Origin of the sequence: Enterococcus sp. RTP21361st1_A6_RTP21361_211029 (assembly GCF_040910045.1) — a bacterium.
In the GTDB taxonomy this organism is placed as follows: domain Bacteria; phylum Bacillota; class Bacilli; order Lactobacillales; family Enterococcaceae; genus Enterococcus_D; species Enterococcus_D gallinarum.
The window spans coordinates 1-21,912 of the sequence record NZ_JBDGBK010000018.1 but is presented as its reverse complement, the minus strand read 5'-3'; the positions used below and the strand labels follow the sequence as shown (position 1 = coordinate 21,912).

Annotated in this window: 19 protein-coding genes; 2 read left to right on the top strand and 17 right to left on the bottom strand. The window is 43.5% G+C overall.

The genetic code is table 11. The features are described from left to right. Positions 1 to 138 precede the first annotated feature (138 nt). On the bottom strand, positions 139 to 1,527 hold the full coding sequence (locus AB5Z52_RS05095) for a glycoside hydrolase family 1 protein (RefSeq protein WP_003129113.1): 1,389 nt from the start codon (positions 1,525 to 1,527) through the stop codon (positions 139 to 141). A 157-nt stretch (positions 1,528 to 1,684) separates the two neighbouring features. Between AB5Z52_RS05095 and celB the strand changes: the two genes are divergently transcribed. Beyond that, entirely contained in the window at positions 1,685 to 2,956 is a 1,272-nt protein-coding gene (celB, locus tag AB5Z52_RS05090; RefSeq protein ID WP_003129111.1) for a PTS cellobiose transporter subunit IIC, read from the top strand. Positions 2,957 to 3,069: 113 nt separating this feature from the next. Then, the gene (locus AB5Z52_RS05085; protein WP_021148996.1) at positions 3,070 to 3,786 is read left to right on the top strand and encodes a GntR family transcriptional regulator; all 717 of its coding nucleotides are present in this window, start codon (positions 3,070 to 3,072) and stop codon (positions 3,784 to 3,786) included. Positions 3,787 to 3,944: 158 nt separating this feature from the next. Here the strand turns inward: AB5Z52_RS05085 and AB5Z52_RS05080 are convergent, their stop codons facing one another. From AB5Z52_RS05080 to flgM, 16 genes are all read right to left on the bottom strand, one after another. Next, positions 3,945 to 4,145 carry a heavy-metal-associated domain-containing protein gene (locus tag AB5Z52_RS05080; protein WP_003129107.1) on the bottom strand — a complete coding sequence of 67 codons (201 nt, stop codon included), beginning with the start codon at positions 4,143 to 4,145 and terminating at the stop codon, positions 3,945 to 3,947. Between the two features lie 30 nt (positions 4,146 to 4,175). Next, positions 4,176 to 6,635, bottom strand: a complete 2,460-nt coding sequence (locus AB5Z52_RS05075; protein WP_005472945.1) for a heavy metal translocating P-type ATPase — start codon at positions 6,633 to 6,635, stop codon at positions 4,176 to 4,178. Between the two features lie 185 nt (positions 6,636 to 6,820). After that, complete coding sequence (locus AB5Z52_RS05070; RefSeq protein ID WP_029487334.1) at positions 6,821 to 8,257, bottom strand: glycoside hydrolase family 1 protein; 1,437 nt, start codon at positions 8,255 to 8,257, stop codon at positions 6,821 to 6,823. A 296-nt stretch (positions 8,258 to 8,553) separates the two neighbouring features. Further along, positions 8,554 to 10,323, bottom strand: coding sequence for an ABC transporter ATP-binding protein (locus AB5Z52_RS05065; protein WP_005472949.1), 1,770 nt, complete (start codon positions 10,321 to 10,323; stop codon positions 8,554 to 8,556). Continuing rightward, the gene (locus AB5Z52_RS05060; protein WP_003129103.1) at positions 10,316 to 12,031 is read right to left on the bottom strand and encodes an ABC transporter ATP-binding protein; all 1,716 of its coding nucleotides are present in this window, start codon (positions 12,029 to 12,031) and stop codon (positions 10,316 to 10,318) included. Before AB5Z52_RS05060 ends, AB5Z52_RS05065 begins: the two co-directional genes overlap by 8 nt. Further along, a complete protein-coding gene (locus AB5Z52_RS05055) occupies positions 12,028 to 12,468 on the bottom strand; it encodes a MarR family winged helix-turn-helix transcriptional regulator (protein ID WP_005472952.1) in 441 nt (146 codons plus the stop codon). The genes AB5Z52_RS05060 and AB5Z52_RS05055 overlap by 4 nt, the downstream gene beginning before the upstream one ends. 216 nt (positions 12,469 to 12,684) lie before the next feature. Further along, a complete protein-coding gene (locus AB5Z52_RS05050; protein WP_368243573.1) occupies positions 12,685 to 14,403 on the bottom strand; it encodes a hypothetical protein in 1,719 nt (572 codons plus the stop codon). A gap of 343 nt (positions 14,404 to 14,746) precedes the next feature. Beyond that, positions 14,747 to 15,121: a flagellar export chaperone FliS gene (gene fliS, locus AB5Z52_RS05045; RefSeq protein ID WP_005472954.1), complete on the bottom strand. Its 375-nt coding sequence runs from the start codon at positions 15,119 to 15,121 to the stop codon at positions 14,747 to 14,749. A gap of 13 nt (positions 15,122 to 15,134) precedes the next feature. Continuing rightward, complete coding sequence (locus AB5Z52_RS05040; protein WP_005472955.1) at positions 15,135 to 15,464, bottom strand: hypothetical protein; 330 nt, start codon at positions 15,462 to 15,464, stop codon at positions 15,135 to 15,137. 74 nt (positions 15,465 to 15,538) lie between these two features. Continuing rightward, on the bottom strand, positions 15,539 to 16,960 hold the full coding sequence (gene fliD, locus AB5Z52_RS05035; protein WP_003129095.1) for a flagellar filament capping protein FliD: 1,422 nt from the start codon (positions 16,958 to 16,960) through the stop codon (positions 15,539 to 15,541). Between the two features lie 4 nt (positions 16,961 to 16,964). After that, complete coding sequence (locus AB5Z52_RS05030) at positions 16,965 to 17,378, bottom strand: flagellar protein FlaG (RefSeq protein ID WP_003129094.1); 414 nt, start codon at positions 17,376 to 17,378, stop codon at positions 16,965 to 16,967. A gap of 103 nt (positions 17,379 to 17,481) precedes the next feature. Next, positions 17,482 to 18,561, bottom strand: a complete 1,080-nt coding sequence (locus tag AB5Z52_RS05025; RefSeq protein WP_288551495.1) for a flagellin — start codon at positions 18,559 to 18,561, stop codon at positions 17,482 to 17,484. Positions 18,562 to 18,698: 137 nt separating this feature from the next. After that, entirely contained in the window at positions 18,699 to 19,619 is a 921-nt protein-coding gene (gene flgL, locus AB5Z52_RS05020; protein WP_003129092.1) for a flagellar hook-associated protein FlgL, read from the bottom strand. A gap of 3 nt (positions 19,620 to 19,622) precedes the next feature. Continuing rightward, positions 19,623 to 21,146 (bottom strand): flagellar hook-associated protein FlgK, encoded by a 1,524-nt coding sequence (gene flgK / locus AB5Z52_RS05015; RefSeq protein ID WP_368243571.1) that lies wholly within the window; start codon positions 21,144 to 21,146, stop codon positions 19,623 to 19,625. A gap of 11 nt (positions 21,147 to 21,157) precedes the next feature. Continuing rightward, complete coding sequence (locus tag AB5Z52_RS05010; RefSeq protein ID WP_003129090.1) at positions 21,158 to 21,514, bottom strand: hypothetical protein; 357 nt, start codon at positions 21,512 to 21,514, stop codon at positions 21,158 to 21,160. Then, the gene (gene flgM / locus AB5Z52_RS05005; RefSeq protein ID WP_005472958.1) at positions 21,515 to 21,790 is read right to left on the bottom strand and encodes a flagellar biosynthesis anti-sigma factor FlgM; all 276 of its coding nucleotides are present in this window, start codon (positions 21,788 to 21,790) and stop codon (positions 21,515 to 21,517) included. Positions 21,791 to 21,912 lie beyond the last annotated feature (122 nt).

The following is a 21,912-nucleotide window of genomic DNA, read 5'->3' as shown; positions in this document are numbered from 1 at the left end:
CACGCTTACATTTATAAGTCTAGTCTTTTTATTTATAAAACTGAGCATGGATTATACAGTCCTATTCTTTTGCTATAGACAGCACCATTTTTTGACAATAAAAAAAACACAGTGAAGCAATCTTCACTGTGTTTTGAATCAAAAGCCGTTATTGTCAGAAACTTCTTTGTACCAACGGCCAGATTTTTTAATAGTGCGCTTGGCATCATTATTCAAGTCAACAGAAATGAAGCCATAACGATTCTTGTAGGCATTCGTCCAAGACCAGTTATCCATACATGTCCACATATGGTAGCCAACACAATTGGTCCCCTCTTGGATTGCTTGGTGGACATATTTCAAATGTTCCTTGACGAATTCGATGCGATAATCGTCCTCAATGATTCCTTCATCATTGACAAAACGTTCTTCTCCTTCTACGCCCATACCATTTTCAGAAATATAGCATTTGATATTGCCATAATTCTCGCGGGTATTGGTCAAAATATCATAAATCCCTTTTTCATAGATTTCCCATCCACGATAAGGGTTCATTTTTTTGTCAGGTTTATCATAATTGTCAAAATAATCATCTGGTAATGGGCCATTCGTGTGGTCGATCGGTGTTTCTTTTGCCATAATACGACGTGGCTGATAGTAATTGATGCCTAATAAGTCAATCGTATTTTCTTGGATGATCACTAAATCTTCTGCTTCATGTTCCGGTATCATGTCTAATTCTTTGATGATCGTGACTAATTCTTCAGGAAATGTCCCTTTAACTGCTGGATCCAGAAAAGAACGGTTGAAGAAGGCATCGGCGATTTGGGCTGCTTTAACATCCTCCGGGTTTGCTTCATCTCTCGGATAGCTAGGTGTCAGATTCAAGATAATCCCTATCTCTCCACCCAATTCTAGCGCATGATATTCCTTGATTGCTTTCGCGCTCGCTAAGGTTTCATGGAAGCCGGCTTGAACAGCATGCTTCATGTTGATTTCGTTTGGATAGTGGAACTGATAGAGATAGCCACCTTCTATCGGAACGATTGGTTCATTATGCGTGAACCACTTTTTGACTTTTGTACCAAACAATTCAAAACAAGTTTTGGCAAAAACGACGTAAGCCTCAACTGTCTCACGACTTAACCAACCGCCTTTTTCCTGCAAGGCCATCGGCATATCAAAATGATACAAGTTGACGAAAGGTTCAATCCCATTTGCAATCAATTCATCGAAATAATCATGATAAAAAGCCACAGCTTCTTGATTAACTTCGCCAGTTCCTGCTGGAATCAAGCGACTCCACTGGATCGATGTCCGAAATGTATTGTGTCCTGTTTCTTTCATCAGTTGAATATCTTCTTTATACCGCTTATAGACTTGGGATGTTTTTTCGGGGCCTACACGGTCAAAGAATTTTCCTGGTTCTTGCTCATACCAGTAATCCCAAATACTGGGTCCTTTTTTGTCTCCTGGAAAAGTTCCTTCTGTCTGAGGACCGCTGGCAGCAGAACCCCACCAGAATCCTTCTGGAAATTGATACGTCATCTTTTTTACACTCCTTATTCATGCTTGATACCGTAATCATAAAGGAAGCACTACCAAAAATCAATCTTTTTATTAGACAATGTATAGACATTTAGAATAAAACATGATACATTATGAATTGTAATCGATTGCAAAAAGTTGTTAGGAGTGATTTTTAATGAACGGTTTTATGGATAAAATATCTGAAAAAATCTTGCCGCTAGCCAATGCGTTAGGGCAAAACCGCTACCTCACTGTATTACGAGATGCGTTCATGCTTTCTTTTCCCATTACGATGTTTGGTTCAATCGTAGTGGTTATCAACAATCTGCCTTTTTTCAATGATGCAACGAAAGGCACTCTAAGTACCCTGTTCGGTAATGGACAAAATGCAACAATGAGCATCATGACAGTTTTTGTTACTTTCGGTATCGGCTATTATTTGTCTAAGTCTTATGATGTTGAAGGGATTTTTGGTGGCGCTGTATCTTTTGCAAGCTTTTTGATTCTAACGCCATTTTTCATGACTACAGAATCAGGCGAAACAGTAACTAGCGTGCTTTCCCTTGACCGATTAGGCGCCAAAGGGATGTTTATCGGAATGATCGCTGCCTTCTTAGCTGCTGAGATTTATTGTCGCGTCACAAAACGCGGTTGGCAAATCAAAATGCCTGATGGGGTGCCACCTGCAGTAACGAAGTCATTTGCTGCTTTGATTCCAGCGATCGTTACGCTAACCATCTTTTTGATGATCAATGCGATCATGACCGGCGTCTTCCATGCGAACCTTCATGATGTAATCTATGAATTGATTCAAAAACCGTTAACAGGTCTTGGCAGCAGCTTACCTGCTACACTATTGGCACTGTTCTTGGTTCAGTTCTTATGGTTCTTTGGTCTTCATGGGCAAATCATTGTCAACTCTGTCATGGATCCTATCTGGAACACATTGATGTTGGATAATTTAGAAGCCTATCAAAATGGCGAAGCATTACCCCATATCGTGACGAAACCATTCATGGAAACTTTCACGGTTGGTTTAGGGGGTTCTGGAATGACACTAGCTGTTGTGATTTTGATGGCTTTTGTCCTTAAGAAAAAGCAATACCGTGATGTTGGCCGCTTGGCTCTTGCTCCTGGTATCTTCAATGTCAATGAACCTGCTATTTTTGGAATGCCGATCGTGTTGAATGCGACGATTTTGATTCCTTGGGTAGTCGCACCCTTAGTTGTAACAACCTTCAATTACTTGGTGATGGCTGCTGGGCTAGTTCCAGCACCAACTGGTGTGTCTGTGCCTTGGACCGTGCCAGTGATTGCTAGCGGTGTATTAGCAACCAATTCTTGGTTAGGGGGCTTGCTGCAAGTCATTGACGTGGTACTTGTCGGTATGATCTGGTATCCATTCTTGCGTATTCTGGATCGTCAACAAGAAGCTTCAATCAGTTAAGACAAAAAGACTGGCAGGCCCATCAACCTGTCAGTCTTTTATTTTGAAAAAAGGCTGCCGATTCGGATTGTCGAAATCGCTTTTTTCAGCTATACTCTTTGCGAGGTGAGGAGATGCCAAAATATCAAGAAATTGCCAATATTTTAAGAACCAGAATCAAGAATAAAACCTATCCTCCAGATAGTTTATTACCTAACCAAATAGATCTCGTTGAAGAGTTTCAAGTAAGCCGTATGACCATCAAAAAGGCGATCGGGATTCTCTCTATGGAAGGGCTCGTCTATTCTCAGCGAGGAGCTGGAACTAAAATATTGAATCATCCTTTTGTGGATCGAGATACGACTACATTAACGGAATATGTCGGCTTATCCACTGAAATGCGCAAAGCAAAGCGGCAATTGACCAGTGAAGTCATTGATTTTCAAGTAGCTTTCCCGGACAAAGAGATTCAAGAAAAACTGATGTTGACAGAAGAACAACCTGTCTATAAGATCATCCGTCTGCGAATTTTAGAAGGCAGACCATTTATTCTAGAGCATACGTACATGCCGGTCCATTTAGTTCCTAATCTAAAACGTTCTCACTTGGAAACTTCTATCTATCAGTATGTAAAAGAAGAACTAGGCATTCAATTTGTCGGTGCTTATCGGACGATTTCTGCGGATAAAAGCTCGTTATATGATCAGAAATATCTGGCTTGCGATCCAACCGATCCAGTATTAGAAATTCAACAAATCGTTTACCAAAAAAATGGCTCACCGATCGAATACTCCCGCAGTCGCAACCGTTATGATACGCGGGTATATTCCTATTTAGACGTTCAACGGTAATAAACAGCCAAAGCGGCGCAGTAAAACTAGACAAAAGAACAACCAAAAGATAGAAAGGAGATTTTTCGGTTTTTGGGTGTATTAGTCTTGCTTACTGCTCGCTTTGACTGTTTTTATTTATTGGTCTATTGTTTTTATATCTCTCTTCTCGACGTTCATCAGATAGAAAGTAAACGATAAGAAGTGTCTTTTAACGCAGCTGTCAATGCTTGCTCTGGGGCATCGCTTATGACGGTCGCAGTTTTCTTGTTCAAATCAACTGTAACTTCGGTAACGCCGGCAACTCGAGCAAGTGTTTCTCGTACCGTTTTTGCACAGCCTTCGCATTTCATGCCCTCGACTTGATATGTTTTTTTCATAATGATCCTTCTTTCTTCTCTATTTTATTATTAGTTTCTTGCTGCTCGTTTACTGACTGGAGTGAACCGTTTTAAACGTAGCGCATTCAATAAGACGGAAACAGAACTAAAACTCATGGCTGCCCCTGCAATCATCGGATTCAAAAGCGGTCCGCCAAAAAGATGCAATAACCCCATAGCAACAGGAATCCCCAAAACATTATAAGCAAATGCCCAGAAAAGATTTTCTTTGATATTCTTGATGGTTGCTCGACTCAATTCCACTGCAGTCGGCACATCCATCAAGTCACTACGCATCAACACGATATCTGCAGATTCAATGGCGACATCCGTTCCTGAGCCAATGGCGATACCGACGTCTGCTTTGGCTAAAGCTGGTGCATCATTGATTCCATCACCTACCATGGCAACTTTTTGTCCAGTTTGCTGCAGTTCTGCCACTTTAGCCGCCTTATCTTCTGGCAACACATCACTAATGACTTCATCGATCCCTACTTGATCAGCAATGGCTTGTGCTGTTCGCGCATTATCTCCTGTGATCATCGCCACTTTGATGCCCATTTGATGCAGACGTTCAATGGCTTGTGCGCTGCTTGTTTTCACCGTATCGGCCACAGCAATCAACCCAATCAATGCGCCGTCCATGGCAACATACATTGGTGTTTTCCCTTGTTTTGCTAAGCCTTCGGCAGAAGCAATTACAGATGAGACATCTATTTGTTTTTGATCCATCAACTTTTTGTTTCCTAACAGCACGTCTTTTCCATCCAATCTTCCCGTGATTCCATGACCAGGGACGGCTTGGAAATGACTAACTGAAGAAAATGTTAATTTCTGTTGTTTGGCAGCGGCTACGATAGCTTCTCCCAGTGGATGCTCCGATCCATCTTCTGCAGAAGCTGCTAGCTGCAAGACCGTTTCTTTCGTATGTTCGCCATAAGGTAAAAGATCTGTCACAACTGGTTTCCCTTCTGTGATCGTCCCGGTTTTGTCAAAAACGATCGTTGTGATGTTGCGAGTCGTTTCTAATGCATCACCGCTTTTGATCAATACACCATTCTCGGCGCCTTTCCCAGTTCCCACCATGATTGCCGTTGGTGTTGCTAATCCTAAGGCACAGGGGCAGGCAATGACTAATACCGAAATAGTGATCGTCAGTGCAAAGATCCACGACTCTTGTCCGAAGAAAAACCATGCCAGTCCTGCTAGTAACGCTAAGCCAATCACGATCGGAACAAAAACACCCGAAACTTTGTCAGCTAATCGTGCAATTGGGGCTTTCGAACCTTGGGCATCTTCCACTAGCTGGATGATCTGTGCTAAAGTGGTATCCTTGCCAACTTTTGTCGCCTGATAGCGAAACGTACCCGTTTTATTGATACTCGCTCCAACAACTGAATCACCAGGTTGTTTCTCCACCGGAAGGCTCTCTCCAGTGATCATTGACTCATCCACTGCTGAATGTCCTACTATCAGTTGTCCGTCCACAGGAATTTTTTCACCGGGACGAACAATCACAATATCGCCAGCCACGACTTGCTCGACTGGCACTTCGATCTCTGAATCATTTTTTAAGATCCGAGCAGTTTTTGGTGCTAAATCCAATAATTTCTTGATGGCTTCAGAGGTCTTGCCTTTTGATACCGATTCAAGGTATTTCCCTAGTGTGATTAATGTTAGGATCACTGCAGCCGACTCATAGTATAAATGCATCGCGAAATGCGTCTCTCCTAAATAAACCATGACCGTTCCATACAAACTATATAAAAAAGCCGCACTGGTGCCTAAAGCAACCAGAGAGTCCATATTAGGATGCCCTTTGAACAATGCTTTGAAGCCATTGCTAAAAAAAGCGTGGCCAAAGATCATGACAGGAAGCACAAGGATCAATTGTGTACTAACAAATGCTACAGGCTGTGTCATAGGGTTCAAAAAGGAAGGGAGCGGCAGACCGATCATTTCGCCCATTGCTAAATAAAATAATGGCACGGTAAAAATGGCAGACAACCAAAATCGTTGCCATAACTTTTGAATGGGGTCTTTCTTTGCCGATTGCATCTCAACAGTTTTTTCGGTGAAAGCTTGATAGCCTGCTTTCGTCACCGCTGCTTCGATGGCAGCCGTGTTTAGTTGCTCCTTGTCATAATGAACTGTCAATTTTTCTGTGGCTAAATTGACAGTAGCCGCTTGAACGCCTGCAAGTTTGTTCACGGCTTTTTCAACCGTCTGGGCACAAGAAGCACAGGTCATTCCTTCAATCTGGAATGTTGCTTGCAGCTGATTTCCTATAAGAGAGTAGCCGGCATCGGCTACTGTTTTTGCTAAGAGTTGTTCATCTACCTGCGTTTCATCGTAGCGAACGTGAAGTTTTTCCGTTGCCAAATTGACGGAGGCTTCTTCGATACCTGTGACTTTGCTGACAGCCTTCTCGACCGTCTGGGCACAAGAGGCACAGGTCATTCCTTCGATTGCATAGTTCCCTTCAGCCATTGTTTATTCCTCCTTAATGAAATATCGTACTGGGTTCCCCAAATAAGCGAGAGAGGCTACCTTTTGATTACAACTGTAATCTCTACTCTTCTACTTTACCTCCATCGTTTACATTTGTCAACGATTTTCATTCTACAAAAAAAGTACGCTTTCTTTTAGAAACGTACTTTTTGTTTTGCTATGATTTAACTATTTTGTCCATTGGTCTTGATCACTTCTTGATACCAATAGAAGCTGTCTTTTTTATAACGGGTCAAACTACCGTCTTGATTTTCGTCTTGATCGATATAAACGAAACCATAACGTTTTTGGTAGCCATTCAACCAGCTTAATAAATCAGTAAACGACCAAGTACAGTAACCTAGCACCTCTGCACCATCACTGATTGCTTCTTTGATTGCGTGAACATGGCTTGACAGATAATCGATGCGGTATTGATCATGAATCTGATGATTGTCTGTCAACTTGTCATATTCGCCAAGTCCATTTTCAGTGATCATCACCGGGATCCGATAGCGGCTGGTGATACGGCGTAACGCCACTCGCAACCCTTGAGGATCAATTTCCCAATCCCAATTGGTGCGATCAACAAATGGATTTTCGACTTTTTTGAACATACCGGGTGTTCCTGTTTCTTCTGAACTGCCTTTTTCTCCAGTTGTATTCATTTTACCAGCGCCTACACCATCTAACGGATTTGCTGCGTTAGTGGCGGTTTGATAGTAATTGATCCCTAAGAAATCCGGTTTTGCCGAACGCAACAGTTCCATGTCTCCTGGCTCAATCGTTGGCGCGATCCCCTGTTCTTTCAAGAAATTCATGGCTGCGATCGGATATTCGCCCCATAGGTAGACATCCATCCAATAATGTGCCATCAAATCTTCGGCATTTTCTGCTGCCAAAATATTTTTGGGATCACTGTTGATCGGATAGTTTGGTGTGTAAGCAAAGCTAGGTCCGATTTTACCCGGAATCTCCATCTCATGAAATGTATTGATTACAGAAGCATTAGCTAAGTTGGCAATATGATTCACTTCATACATTCGTTTAGGATCAGTGACACCTGGCGGATGAGCAGCTAATAAATAGCCTAGTGAGGTAAACACATTTTGTTCATTCAGACTGACCCAGTATTTGACTTTGCCGCGAAATGCTTCGAAAAGTGTCGCAGCATAATTAGTAAAATCTTCAATGATTTGGCGAGATTCCCAACCACCGTAAGCTTCTTGTAACGCTTTAGGCAAGTCCCAATGATAGAGCGTAACCATTGGTTCGATCCCTGCAGCAAGCAGTTCATCGATCAAAGCCAAGTAGAAATCTAGTCCCGCTTGATTGACTTCTCCTCGGCCTTCTGGAAAAATTCGTGTCCAAGCAACAGAAAAGCGGTAGGTTTTCAGCCCTTGTTCTTTCATCAATGCCACATCTTCTTTGAATCGATGATAGTGATCGACTGCGACATCACCGTTGGTTCCTTTAAATGTTTTTCCAGGAATGCGCACAAAATCATCCCATACAGAGGCGCCTTTCCCATCTTCTTGCCAAGCCCCTTCGACTTGGTACGCTGCAGACGCAGAGCCCCATAAGAAATCTTTGGGGAAATCTTTTAATTGTTTATGAAACACACAGGTTCCCTTCTTTCTTTCAATAATTCAGAATGTTTCCTTTCTAAGTATACCGATAAAAAAGCGGTTTGTCATGGAAACGCTGCATAATTTTGTCACTGCTTGATTGAAAAAGAAGAGGCGGCGACAAAAGGCCTGCTACAAACTGCGAACCGTGTCATTGTGTACTTCTGCGATTCAGCAAGTTTTCGGCGCACATAGACGCAACTATCTGTTGGATGCCCCAATTCTGCTACTATGCGTGGGTCTTTAGTCCAACTGCTAAGCTGCTTCTTCTGAGTCAAGCTATTCGTTGCTTATTCATCAAACTGTGCTTGGTAAAGGGCTGCATACGCACCTGCTCTAGCTAATAATTCATCATGAGTCCCTTGTTCGACGATATTACCGTTTTGGACCACTAAAATCACATCTGCGTGACGGATAGTGGAGAGACGATGAGCGATCACAAAGGACGTTTTGCCCTTCATCAGCTCAGTCATTGCCGTTTGGATCAACCCCTCGGTCTGGGTATCGACATTTGATGTGGCTTCATCTAAAATCAAGAGATCCGCATCCAAAAGCATCGCACGAGCAATGGTCAAAAGCTGCTTTTGTCCTTGCGAAATCCCGCCACCATCTTCTGTGATCAGTGTGTCATACCCTTTTGGCAATTGTTGAATGAACTCATGGACATGGGCTGCTTTAGCCGCTGCCTCTACCTCAGCAAGAGTCGCGGATGCTTTACCGTAAGCCAGGTTTTCAAAGACAGTTCCAGTAAATAACCAAGTATCCTGCAGCACCATCGCATAGCTTTTGCGCAAGCTGCTGCGCGTCGCTTTTTTGATGTCCTGTCCATCTAAACGAATCACTCCTTGATCCGGATCATAAAAACGCATTAAGAGATTCACGATCGTGGTCTTACCTGCCCCGGTTGGACCAACGATAGCGACTAAACTGCCTGGGGCAACGTCCAGCGATAGGTCCTTAATGATCATGCGATCCTTTTGATACCCAAAGGAGACATGATCCAATTGGATACGCCCGGTTACTTCTGTAAACTCATAGGCATCAGGAACATCGGAGACTTCCGGTTCTTCATCCAACAAGCGAAAGATCCGTTCTGCTGCTGCCAACGCGGATTGCAAATCGCTAAAGATATTGGCCAGCTCATTGATCGGTCCAGAAAATTTACGAGAGTACAACACGAAGGAGGAGACGCTTCCTAAAGAGAGACGACCGAATAAAAATAGCAGTGCGCCAAAGACACTGATCAGTGACAACGAAACATTGTTGATAAAGTTGATGGACGGTCCCGTCATGCTGCCATAATATTCTGCATTGTAATAAGAGGAAACTGCGGCCTGATTTTTTTCATCAAATCGTTCAATGATCGGTTCTTCTTGGTTATAGATCTTAATCGTTTGCTGACCCGAAAGAATTTCTTCTACAAATCCGTTCAATTCCCCTAGCTTTCGCGAACGACGCCGAAATAATGGCTGAAATTTCTTCATTAAATAACGAGTCAATAGAACCGAGGCAGGCACTGTCACTACAAAAATCAAAACGAGCACTGGAGAGATCAGCAACATCATAATAAACGAACCAATAATGGTGACTAAGCTACTCAGCACTTGGATGGCATCACTAGCTAATGATGTATTGATCGTATCGACATCATAACTGATTCGACTAATGATATCGCCTGTTTGGATACGATCAAAGTAGCCGATCGGCAATTCAGAAATTTTGTTGAAAATCGCTTTGCGCATGGACTGGACGACACGTTGACTCAGACGGATCATCAATAATGAGATCAGATAACTTAACACCGCTGAACAAAGATAAAAAGCAATCATCCATCCGCAATAAAAGAATACTCGGTGAAAAACAACTTTTCCTGGACCTGGCTGGATGGCATCAATGGCATAACCGGAAAGCAGTGGACCTACTAAGGAAAACAGATTGCTAGCCATCATTAAAACTGCTGATAATAGAAGAAGCCATTTCGCTTCATACAAATAGTGCCAGAGACGCTTCACAGTTTTTTTCGTCTCTTTTGGTTTTTCGGCGACTGTCTTGCTAGGCATTGATTCTTCCTCCTGTCTGTCCATGATAGATTTCCTGATAGATGGTATTCGTCGCCAGTAATGTGGCATGATCGCCGAATCCACTCATGCGGCCATTTTCCAACACAAGAATCTTATCTGCATGCTGGATCGAACCGATTCGTTGTGCAATCAAAATCGTCGTTGTGTCCGCAAATTGTTGTTTAAGTACTTGGCGTAGTTTGGCGTCTGTCTGATAATCCAATGCACTGGCTGAATCATCCAGGACTAAAATTTGTGGTTCACCAGCTAATGCACGGGATAGGAGGACTCGTTGCTTTTGACCACCGCTTAGATTACTTCCTCGCGCATGAAGTTCATAGGCCAATTGTTGCGGCAACTGCTGGATAAATTCCTTTGCTTGCGCTCTAGCAGCAGCTTCTTCGATTTGTTCTTTTGAAAAGCGGCGCCCAAAATCAATATTTTTTTCGATCGTATCTGCGAAAAGGACATCTTTTTGCAAAACAATGCCAAAATATTGGTGCAGCTCTGCAGGATCCAGTGAGCGGATATCACGGCCATTAATGCGGATCTGACCATTGGTCGGATCGTACAAGCGCAGCAGTAAACGTACAATCGTCGATTTGCCACTGCCGGTAGCTCCGATGATCCCTAACGTCTGTCCTTTGTCTAGAGAAAAATCGATTTCCTTCAGGACGGTCGTACCATCAGGATAAGTAAAGGAAACGTGGTCAAATACAATGTGTGCCTCATCTTCTCTTGCCAGAAGGGGAACGACCTTCATGTCTTCTGGTAGTCGCAGTACCGCTTGAATACGGTCTGCGGAAGCTAATCCTTTCGAAACGATCACGAAAATCCGCGTGATGCTTAACATTGCATTGAGAATGATCGTAAAGTAGGTGAGAAAAGCAATAATCACCCCTGGCTGTGTCAGCCCCGCATTCACTCGATAGGCACTCACTAAAATCACCAATGTCAAACCCGCATTCAGGAAAAAATCCATTAAAGGTGGTGTGGCAGCCATCGTTCGGTTCGCCTTTGTTTCTGCCGCAACAACTGACTGATTGACTCGCTGAAATCGTTGTTTTTCATATTCTGCTTTCGACAATGCTTTGATCACACGAGCGCCTGTCACATTTTCCCGGACGGTGCGAACTAGTGTGTCTACTCGCTTTTGCAATTGCGCAAACAATGGGATTCCTCGCTTCGAAATGATAACAGCGGCAACTAATGTGAAGGGCAAAACTCCAACTAATACGACTGTTAGCACTGGATCTAAAGTAGCTGTGATCAATACGCCTCCTAGTAAGAGGATCGGTGCTCGAATGCCAAGCCGCTGGATCATGCCTACCGTTTGATGAATATTGTAAGTATCCGTAGTCAACCGTGAAACCAGTGAAGGGATACCGACTTGTTCGATCTGAGGAATCGATAAATAGGCTACTTTGGCAAAAAGATCATGACGTATGCTGCCAGTAGCATCTCTGGCAACACTGGAAGCCATACGATTGGCCAAAATATTGGTTACAACAGCAATCACCGAACACAGCAGCATCACACCGCCCCACAAGAATATGGCGGAAACATTTTTTGTAGGAATGATCGTATCAATGATATAGGCTAGGATCCATGGCAACAGCAGATCCATCAAAGACCCAAAAAACTTGATACTGATTCCGAGAGACATACGCCCAATATATGGGCGCAAGTATTTTTTTAGTAGCTTCACTGGACCTCATCTTCTTTCTTTAAAGCACGCTGCGAGTTTTCTTTTACTACTTGCAGATCTGCCAGCAATTTTTGCTGTTCCGTTTCAGAAAACCCTGCTAAGGCTTGCTCATTCCACTGCTTCAACAATTGTTGGAGGATAGGTTGCATCGCCAAGGCTTTTTCAGTTGGATAAATAAGCTGTCGCCGCCCATCCAAACTGCTCGTTTGCCGACGAACATACCCTTTTTCTTCTAAGACTGCTAATTGGCGAGCAACGTTGCTTTTATTGACAAAAATCAACTGACCTAAAGCTTCTTGACTGATCCCAGGGTTGCGACAGACATTTAGAATGTACGTATGATGCATGGGACCTAACCCATATTTTTTTAGCTCTCTTTCTCGGTACAATGAGGCTAAACGGGCAATATGATTGATTGAACGAATGATCGACTCCATAATTTTTCTCCTTTAAATGCCGTAAGGTAAATACAGTAGGTTCAGTATAAAGATAATTAGTTGCGGGCGCAACTAATTCCAAAAAAATTTTTCTTAAAAAAACTTAGACGCCAGAGAAGTGCTGGAGTGTTGCCCACTACAGTTGCTTCTCTGGCCTCTAAGCCAATTCATTATTCTTTGCTGTCGGAAAGCGGCCGTCGGCATTTGTTCCCTTGATTATTTTTGGCGTCTAACTGCAGCAAACAGCTGCCGCTTTTTCCAAAGAAAACCAAGAGCCAATAAAACCCATGCAGCCATTGTCACCCACAGTCCCCAGTCAAAATACCAAGGCGCGTCATAATCCACGATCAGCTCATTGAGACCTGCCTGCTGCTTAACAGTCACTGCCCCTATCGTACTCACTCTGATGTCGGAACGCGTCAATGGCTGGCCGTTAAGCTGTAAGGTCGTTCGCTGGTAATTGATGACCGGTAATGCCTTCCAGCTAGAATCGTCCCCTTGCCAGCGCAAAATCAACTGTCCATTAACCACTGCTTTTTGCACTGTCGTGTTTTGCTTGATGATTTGTTCCCCATAGGCATCGTATTTATTTTCCTTTGTGTCACGATAGATGGGAACATAATCGGGGGTTGACCGCTGGAACAGCACCAGTGCCTTGGCCTTGTCTGGACTGAAATAAGCCGCTTTCAGCGTCTGCTGATCAGAAACAAACAGATAGGAGTGATTTCTGATTTTCACCGCGGAATCGCTGGACTGCCACTCACTCATCTTGGTACTGGTTTGGAACATGATCTGACCCACACTGACAACTAAAAGTAAAATCAGCCAAATCGGCCGATTCAGGCGGCTATCCGCTAAATAGGGCCACAAAATACACAATCCCGCAAGAATCAGCACTGTCGCAGGGACAAAAAAGCGAAAAGGAAATTGAATCAATTCTATCAATGGGTTTTCGAGACTAGATAACCATTGCCATGGCAAATAGTTAGACGATAATAGGAAAAAAATGCCCGCAACGACAGTCATCAGCTTCAAGCCATTGGATATCTCTTGCCATTTCTTCAAAGAGCCGGCAAAAAACAACCCACAGACCAATGGGAAAAGGTAGGGGGATGTCCACCAATAACTGCTGGTGCCCGTAATCGTATTTCGTTCCATATGGTGATTCACAAAAGGTGGTAACAATTGATTGCTTTGATAAAGATCAAGCATTGCCAGCCAAATATTGGCAGTCAGCAGAAGAAAAATGCCAATTGCAGTAGTTAAATGGAGCAAGAGCCGCTTTTTATCTTGGCTTTTCAAAAAAGTGCGCAAAAAGAACGGAATATAGATCAAAACCAATAAAATACTAGAAAAAACATGGATTTGAAACAGCGCAGCCACTGATACCCCTACAGCAAAGGGACGAATCCGTTGAAAGCGCGTCATATCGATCAATGGAATGAAACAAAAAGGCAATATTGCTGCCCCCCAAGCCGAAAAGCCTTGTCGTTCGACCCAATATTGGATCGAATACGTCGTCATAAAAAGAATGCCCATCCCCACAGACAACCAGCCTGAGACTTTTAATTTTCGCAGCAACGTGTACATGGACGTTCCTGCCAAAAGGTATAGCAACCCATTCGATAAAAGTTGGTACTGGAACCAGGAACGGCTGATCAAAACCAATATCCCTTGAAAATACGCAAAAAATGGACCATACAATGCATTGACGATCCGTCCAGATTGCTGAAACCCATAAATGGAAAGAAAGTATTGATAGTTCCCCTCTTTGATTTGCTGGCTCGTCTCATAAAAACGATTAAAATGAAAGACGGCATCCGAACCTAAAATCAAGCCACGGCCAAACAATTGCGGCAACAATAGCAGCAGGCTTACACAGAAAATAACGAGCAATTGCAGAACTGTCGGCTTGAATAAAACTGCTTTTTTCACTAAATGACCTCCTTGCAAAACAGTTCTTATTTTTTAGAATAACAGAATTGTCGTATAAGGTAAAAAATAAGCCTTTTTGAAAAGGGTATCATTGTAAAAATTTAATGAAGCGCCCCCTTATTGAAGCGTCCCCTAATGAAAGCTAAATTCAGCTTCAAAAAAAATACACCTTCTATAACTTTTTACAAAGTACAATTACGAAGTGCATCAACGCAATAAAAAAGCCGCAAACGCGAGGTTTACGACTTTGAGCGGCTAAAAACAGCACTTCGTTGTTTTTTTCTCTATATATGCTTAATACATACTTGCTTTTCGTCTATCAGCAAGCAAACGGTAGATTTGATCAAGCTGATTGGGTAATGGCCTGCCAACTTTCTAATAACTCGCTCAGCAGTTCTGCAACCGCTTGGGCAGGAACCACTTCTTTTTTGATGTTGGCTTCAATCAGCTGCTGATACATGTATTCATACAATGCTGCAAGACCTTCAGCAATTTCGCCGCCTTGTTTTTCGTCTAACGACGTACGCAACTCCAACAAAATATTTTGCGTTTTTATGAAGTGTTCATGGGCTTTTGCTAGTTCTTGTTTTTCAATCGCTAACTGAGCCAATTTGATATTCTTGATTGCTGCCTGCAAAAGCATTTCAATCAATTTGTTAGGTGACGCGCTCATCACTTGATTCTTTAAGTAGTTGTTTTGCATTTTCTGATAATTCATCTTTTTATCCTCACTATAAATCAAATTCGACGAAGGCGGCATTGTCTTCTTGCTGCAAATACGTTTTGACAAGATTATTTTTGCGGTTCAAACGTCCTAATTCTTGTTTGATCTCTTGCTGCTGGGCTTTGACCTGGTCTAAGAACACTTGATACGCTTGGATCACTTGTTGCGCCAATACACTGGTTTGGGGACTATGGCTCTGTTCTTCTGCCTGCATGGCTTCTATGACCACTGCATTGGCTGCCATCAAACGACCGGCTTCTTCGCTGTCGCCATGCCATTTTGCAAAACTAGTTAAGATCTGATTCAAACGTTCATCTAATGATACGTGTGGCTCCATAGATTGTTTCCTTTCTTGTTGACGAGGGTTTCTTATGCGAATGAAAAAATGACTGCTTTAATCGTATATCTTGCCTAGTTTGACGTATTGGCAAACTGATTGCTTAGGTAACTCAGCTGATTTTCAGCCTCCATCATCACGGAGTCTAATTTGGTGAACATTGTGATGTAACGCTCTTTTTTCATTGCTAATATATCATCAAACCGTGTGATCTGCTTGTTTAAATCCTTGATGGTACTGTCATAGGTCGCAGATTTGGTGGCAATGATCCCTTTATTGGCTGAAGTATTGACGACATAGCTGTTGGCTAATTCTTTTAGCGCTAGTGTATAGCCGGTCTCTTTCGTACTCGCAGTGCCATCGGCTTCTTTGATTTTCGTACTTGCATAAAAGAAGGACTTCACAGCAGCGGGATCTTCCGCTAGGGCTTCTTTTAACTTTGTCGTATCCAGTCCCAATGTACCATCATTATCGACGGTGGAGATGCCTAGCTTACTAGCGGTCAGCTTTGAGCCGCTGACGGCTGGAATGGTGATCAAATTTCGCAATTGAGTCTGTAGACGGGTCAACGCACTGTCTCCCACCAAGGTCCCCGTCTTGTTGTTTTCACTACTAGGATCTCCCACGGTCAAATTATCATCGATAAAACTCATCAAGCTATTGTATTGATCCACTAATCCTTGCACTGCATCAACGACTTTCGAGGTATCATTGGCTAAAGAAAGCGTCACATGCTCCTCGCTTTTTTTAGCTAATGTCAGAGTGACACCATCGATAACATCCGTCACACTGTTACTGTCGCGAGTGATCTTCATGCCGTCTAGCTCAAAAATAGCCGGTTGGCCTTGCGTCGTTGTCGCAGTTGAACCGATCCCTAACCCTTCGGCGGCATTGCCGTCGATCAAGAAATTTTTGTCGCCCATTTTGGTATTCGTTAAAATCAAGCGGTTATCCACGATACTCGCCGCAACGAAGGTCGTCTTGCTTTGGCTATTAATCTTAGCTGCCACATCTTTTAAGCTGTCTTCAGCAGTGATCTCGATCGAAGCGGTGATCGGTTTGCCATTTTCATCTACTTCCGAACTGGTCAATGACAGCTGACCACTGACATTTAGAGCTGTTTTGCTGCTTTGAGCTACTTGACTCCCCGTCACCTTCGTGGCTGTTGCTAGTTGGTTGATTTTTAAATCATAGGTACCTTCTGGGGCTTCCGTTGTTCCTGCAATTGAAGCGATACTGCTATTGGTGGTCGTCGCTTTTTTCGTTTGATAAGCATCATCTTTTTGTAATGCATCGACTTTTGACAAAAAGTTCGTCAGGCGAGTGCTGATATCACTCCACGCCGTTTTTTGTGCTTTAAGCGACGTGATTTTGTTCTCAGCGCGGGTCTTATTGATCGCATCTGCCGCCAATAATTTTTCAATATCTTCTGAAGTCACGCCAGAATAACTCCCTAGCGTTGTACTGATTCCTGAACTGCTGGTTACACTTGCCATATTTTCATCCCTTTCGATCGACCGCGATCCCCATGTCATCCCATATTTTTCCAATCACATCTAGCATGTTGGCGGGTGGGATCTCTTTGATGACTTCGTTGGTCTGCATATCCACCAAACGCACCATCGTCCGCCCCGTGCGCTCATGCACTTCATAAGCCAATTTCATATCTTTGCCCAGTAGCAGCTGATTCACTTCATCCACGGAGACTCCGATCTTGTGCTGATCGGCTGCTGAAAAATAGTGGATCGGCGGTTCAGTTGCCACTGTCCGTTCCTTTTCCTCTGTTAATCCACGCCCTTTGCTTTGCGAGCGAAGGTTGGTGGCCTCTTGATCTACGGCTTCAATCGGCCGTGTCTTAGCGACCGACGCAACGGCTTCGATCGGGTGTATTCCTGAAATTGGCTGAATATCCATCAGAGCTTCCTCATTTCTAAGCGTTTTTGTGCTGCTATGTAAAACACAAGAACTGTGCTTCCCCTAGGCAGTCCTTGTGTCAGTAGTTCCTCTGATCAAAAAATTATCCTTGTAACAAGCTTAATACACTATTAGGCATTGAGTTTGCTTGTGCCAACATTGAAGTTGCTGCTTGAGAAAGGATGTTGCTCTTCGTAAAGCTCATCATTTCTTGCGCCATATCAACGTCACGGATACGTGAGTTTGCTTCAGATAGGTTTTCTTGCGTTGTACCTAAGTTGTTGATTGTGTGTTCTAGACGGTTTTGCGCCGCACCAAGATCCGCACGTTGTGCAGAAACTGCTTTGATCGCTTTATCGATTTTTGTGATTGGGTTGTTTTCAACGATGGCAGTTTCCGCTGCTGCTGCTGCTTTGCCTTCATCAGAAGCGGTAAATGTTGCTAAAGCATCATCGTATGTTTTTTGAGCTGTTGCTTTTGCTGCATCATCCGCTGCTGTATCGATGGCTGTTTGTAAATCGGCAACTGTTTTACCAGCTGCCGCATCAACTTTGCCGTCCGCTGCATATTTTGTTGTTGTATCTGCTTTGAAGGCAGCCGCTACTGCTTTATCTTTTGCTGCAGCAATATCGCTTGTGGCAAATGCTTGTGTTAAATCTAAGCCTTTTACTTTCAAGGCAGTTGAGCTCATGTTTGTGATTGAAACGCTCATTGTTTGGTTTGCGTTGGCACCGATTTGGAAAGTGAATGATTTCGCATCATCGCCTTCACCAGTTAACAAGCTTTTTGTATTGAATTCAGTGGTATCCCTGATACGGTCGATTTCATCAGACAATGCGGTGTATTCTTTGTTGATCGCACTGCGGTCGTCATCACTTAACGTACCGTTTGAACTTTGTACCGCAAGATCACGCATACGCCCTAAGATGCTGTGGGTTTCATTTAATGCACCTTCTGCTGTTTGGATCAATGAGATACCATCTTGTGCGTTGCTTTTTGCTTGTGACAAACCGCCGATTTGGCCTTTCATTTTTTCAGAAATTGCTAAGCCAGCTGCATCGTCCCCAGCTTTGTTGATGCGTAAGCCTGAAGATAATTTAGACAAAGAATTGCTTTTAGAAGCGTTGGCTGCCGTTAGGCGTGAGTAAGTATTCAATGCTGAAACGTTTGTATTGATTCTCATGTGTAGTTCCTCCTAATTTTTATTCGCTAAGGTTTCCCTCTGCTACTATTTATCGGAAGAAACCATTCAGGATTAAGCCTTTTTTCTAAAAAAAAATAAAAAACTTTTGCTCTCAGCAAAGAACAAAAGTTTTCGGGTTAATTTAAGTAATCTAGAATGGACATCTGCATGATTTTTGTTCCCATCGCTAGTGTTGAACGATAGGCAGTCATTTGATTTTGATATTCCATATACTTTTCCGCAATATCGACGTCTTGTTTGTTGGACAGTGTTTCGGTCAAGTTCAGCTTTTCCGTCTCGTTTCGATCAGCTGCTGCCTCCAAGCGATTGTAGAGAGTGCCGATCTGCGCCCGTACATTCACCACATTAGTGGCATGCTGGTCATGAGCGGTTAAAAGCTCGCCCCCTAATGCATCTTTATCATCACTGCGCAACGCAGACAATAAATCATTGAAGTAGGTGCTTAAATTTTGGGGATCCGCAGCTGTACCCGTCTCGTTCATCAGACGATCACCGCTGGCTAACAGATCCACCGAGACCCCGTTTGCGATTTCTCGGGGCAAGTCTTCGCTAGAGCCATTGTATTTGATACCGACGATGGCGTCATTTTTTTTGACGATCTCAAAAGGCGCCGTCGTCGTATTCGTTCCGCTAAATAGATAGCGACCATCAAAGTTGGTATTTAATGATTCCACGATGCCTTCGATCTCTTGCTCGATCTCTGAACGATTTGCGCCTAATTCCTCACTGCCGGCTGTTGCATTGGCAGAAGATTGAACCAACGAGCGAATCCGCAGCATCGAGGTACTAACACTTTCTAAAGCAGAATCTTGAGCTTTTGTCCAAGAAATACTGTCTTTGATCGTATTGTTGTAAGTTTTGTTTTGATTTAACGACACATTAAGATCCATGATTTTTGAAACCAGCAGTGGATTATCCGAGGACTTGCTGACTTCTTTCAAGCTCGATAGCTGATTCAACGTGGATTGGACTTTGGAGGCGTTGGTTCCTAGATTTCGTAAAAAATCATTGTAGGTGATTGAATTGGAAATACGCATGGTCTACACTCCTGTTCGATTGATCAATGTGTCTAACATTTCAGAAACGACCGATAATATGCGGGCATTGGCCTGAAATCCTTGTTGGAAACGAATCACATCTGACATTTCTTCATTTAATGAAACCCCGGACACCGATTGATTTTTGTATTCTAGTTGATTCAGCAGTGACAATTGAGCACTGACCGTATTGTCGGCTTGCTGTTTTGAGATCCCGTTTTTGGTAACGATACTGTTAAAATAGCTGCTGACACTCATTCCGGATGCTGCATTAGCAAACGTCAATGTCTCAGGATCAAAAGAAGCGATCGTCTTTTCTGACAATGGGAAAGCCAATTTGGCACTGCTGAGTTTCGCCATTGCAGCGGCTCTTGAACCATCTCCTGCTGCATTGCTCGTTCCGCCGGCCACCAGACTTGGGTTATCTAACAGTGCTTGGCTGACCCGAATCGTCGTGGCTGTACCAGTATCATCTTGGCCGATCTCAAATAGACCGCTAGTACGAGAAGCGCCGCTGGTAAAGACCATGTTCATGGCTTGCGCGATCGTCGTCGTAAAGTTGTTCAATTCCGTCAAGCGGCTGCCGATCTCACCAGATGATGCTTGCAGGCCGCCGATCGCGCCTTCTTTGATCGGCAATTCTGTATAGGCGGTGTCGCCATTGTCGGTGGTTTTCGTCAACAAGATGGTTCCAGCTGGATAAGATCCTGTAATGGTTTCAGCAGGATTCAAGGCGTTGCCGTCTTTGGAAACCAAGGCGCCTGTGTCGCTTTGTCCCACCACCACACTAAGGGTATTGCGTTCCTCAGCACTTAAAATCGTCTGTCCGCTCATGGATACAAACCCACGGCCATATTGATCGGTCTTGGTTTCGATCCCTGCTAGACCCGAGAGATCTTTCAACAGACTGTCTCGACGATCTAAGAGATCATTGGGTGTTTCACCACTCGTCGTCAACCCATAGATCTGTTCATTCAAGGATTGCAGCTGTTTGACCTTCTCATTGAAGTCCAGCGCGGATTTTTCGATGGTATCCAGCGTATCGCTTTGCAACTGCGTCATTTGTTTGCCCATTTGGTTGATGGTATCGGCAAACGTACTGCTGTTTTCCAGCACGAGGGTCTTAGACGTATCCAGTTCAGGATTGTTGGCTAATGCGGTCCAAGAATCAAACATCGTTGCCAGCTGTTTGGACAGTCCATTGTCAGAAGGCTCATTCATTAAACTTTCCAGCTGTCCTAATATGTCTGCTTTTTGTTCGTAATATGTATAGGTAGAATTGGCATTGCGTACTTGTCCAATGACAAAATCATCGACGATCCGTTCGACACTGCCGACTTTCACACCCATACCGATGCTGCCGACGCCCGCTAAATGATAAGACGCTTCGGCTTGCAAGTTGACTCGTTGTCTTGAGTAGCCGTCTGTATTGGTATTTGCAATGTTGTGGCTGCTGGTTTGCAACGCTGCTTGATTGGCGGTCATGCCCCGGGTTGCGGTGCCTAATGAACCAAATAGTCCTGTCATAGAAGTACTCCTTACATTTTTTGATCGATGATCGCTGTTGAGACAGCTTGTTTTTCTTGGTATTTCGAATACGTATTTGCTGGTGTCTTGATATTTTCTTTGACTGCATCCATCAAAACGGTTTGGAAACTAATGGCTTGTTCCGTCAGCAGGAGATTCTCGGCTTGCTGCACTTGGATCTGGCGGATGAGTTCTTTGATCGCCGCTGAAAGAGTTCCTTCATACATGGAAAAAACGGGTACGAAGGCGGTTTTTTTCTCGACGAGTTCTGGTAATTTTTCTGCTTGATTTTTGATCAAGCAGGTCTTTTCTTTTTGCAGCAACCGCAAGAACTGCTGAAGCTGACGCTCAAATTCCCGCTCTGTCATCTAGTCGACCTGCTTTTCATCTTGCTGCAGCATTTTATCGGCGATCGTTTCGGCAGATACTTGGTAGGTGCCTTCTTTGATCGCTCGTTTCAATTCTGCCACTCGCTCACTGCGACTGGCTGTTTGATTGGCACTCTTTTGAATGGCTTGAGCTGTTTCGGACAATTGAACATCGACGGTTTTTTCTGTCTGAGGAGCAGTTGGCTTTTCTTGTTTGACCGCATCGCGTTTGATGGCCTTGTCGCTGTATTCTGCGTAACCTCTTTCGATTTTCATAGGTTCTCCTCCGTTCTCATTCTTCTACCCTCTACTATCGGTCAAATCACAAAAAAGTTAAACCCATATGTTTAACTTTTTGCGATTTCTTCAAGTTAATGCAAATTGTGAATGCGTTGTTT

What these genes read in the sequence shown, in the direction of transcription:
- flgK (WP_368243571.1), bottom strand. Translation starts at nt 21,146, where the DNA reads ATGACAGGACTATTTGGTTCATTAGGCACCGCAACCCGGGGCATGACC.
- AB5Z52_RS05075 (WP_005472945.1), bottom strand. Translation starts at nt 6,635, where the DNA reads ATGGCTGAAGGGAACTATGCAATCGAAGGAATGACCTGTGCCTCTTGT.
- AB5Z52_RS05055 (WP_005472952.1), bottom strand. Translation starts at nt 12,468, where the DNA reads ATGGAGTCGATCATTCGTTCAATCAATCATATTGCCCGTTTAGCCTCA.
- flgL (WP_003129092.1), bottom strand. Translation starts at nt 19,619, where the DNA reads ATGCGTATTTCCAATTCAATCACCTACAATGATTTTTTACGAAATCTA.
- AB5Z52_RS05025 (WP_288551495.1), bottom strand. Translation starts at nt 18,561, where the DNA reads ATGAGAATCAATACAAACGTTTCAGCATTGAATACTTACTCACGCCTA.
- AB5Z52_RS05040 (WP_005472955.1), bottom strand. Translation starts at nt 15,464, where the DNA reads ATGGAGCCACACGTATCATTAGATGAACGTTTGAATCAGATCTTAACT.
- fliS (WP_005472954.1), bottom strand. Translation starts at nt 15,121, where the DNA reads ATGAATTATCAGAAAATGCAAAACAACTACTTAAAGAATCAAGTGATG.
- celB (WP_003129111.1), top strand. Translation starts at nt 1,685, where the DNA reads ATGAACGGTTTTATGGATAAAATATCTGAAAAAATCTTGCCGCTAGCC.
- AB5Z52_RS05010 (WP_003129090.1), bottom strand. Translation starts at nt 21,514, where the DNA reads ATGACAGAGCGGGAATTTGAGCGTCAGCTTCAGCAGTTCTTGCGGTTG.
- AB5Z52_RS05095 (WP_003129113.1), bottom strand. Translation starts at nt 1,527, where the DNA reads ATGACGTATCAATTTCCAGAAGGATTCTGGTGGGGTTCTGCTGCCAGC.
- AB5Z52_RS05065 (WP_005472949.1), bottom strand. Translation starts at nt 10,323, where the DNA reads ATGCCTAGCAAGACAGTCGCCGAAAAACCAAAAGAGACGAAAAAAACT.
- AB5Z52_RS05030 (WP_003129094.1), bottom strand. Translation starts at nt 17,378, where the DNA reads ATGGATATTCAGCCAATTTCAGGAATACACCCGATCGAAGCCGTTGCG.
- flgM (WP_005472958.1), bottom strand. Translation starts at nt 21,790, where the DNA reads ATGAAAATCGAAAGAGGTTACGCAGAATACAGCGACAAGGCCATCAAA.
- fliD (WP_003129095.1), bottom strand. Translation starts at nt 16,960, where the DNA reads ATGGCAAGTGTAACCAGCAGTTCAGGAATCAGTACAACGCTAGGGAGT.
- AB5Z52_RS05080 (WP_003129107.1), bottom strand. Translation starts at nt 4,145, where the DNA reads ATGAAAAAAACATATCAAGTCGAGGGCATGAAATGCGAAGGCTGTGCA.
- AB5Z52_RS05085 (WP_021148996.1), top strand. Translation starts at nt 3,070, where the DNA reads ATGCCAAAATATCAAGAAATTGCCAATATTTTAAGAACCAGAATCAAG.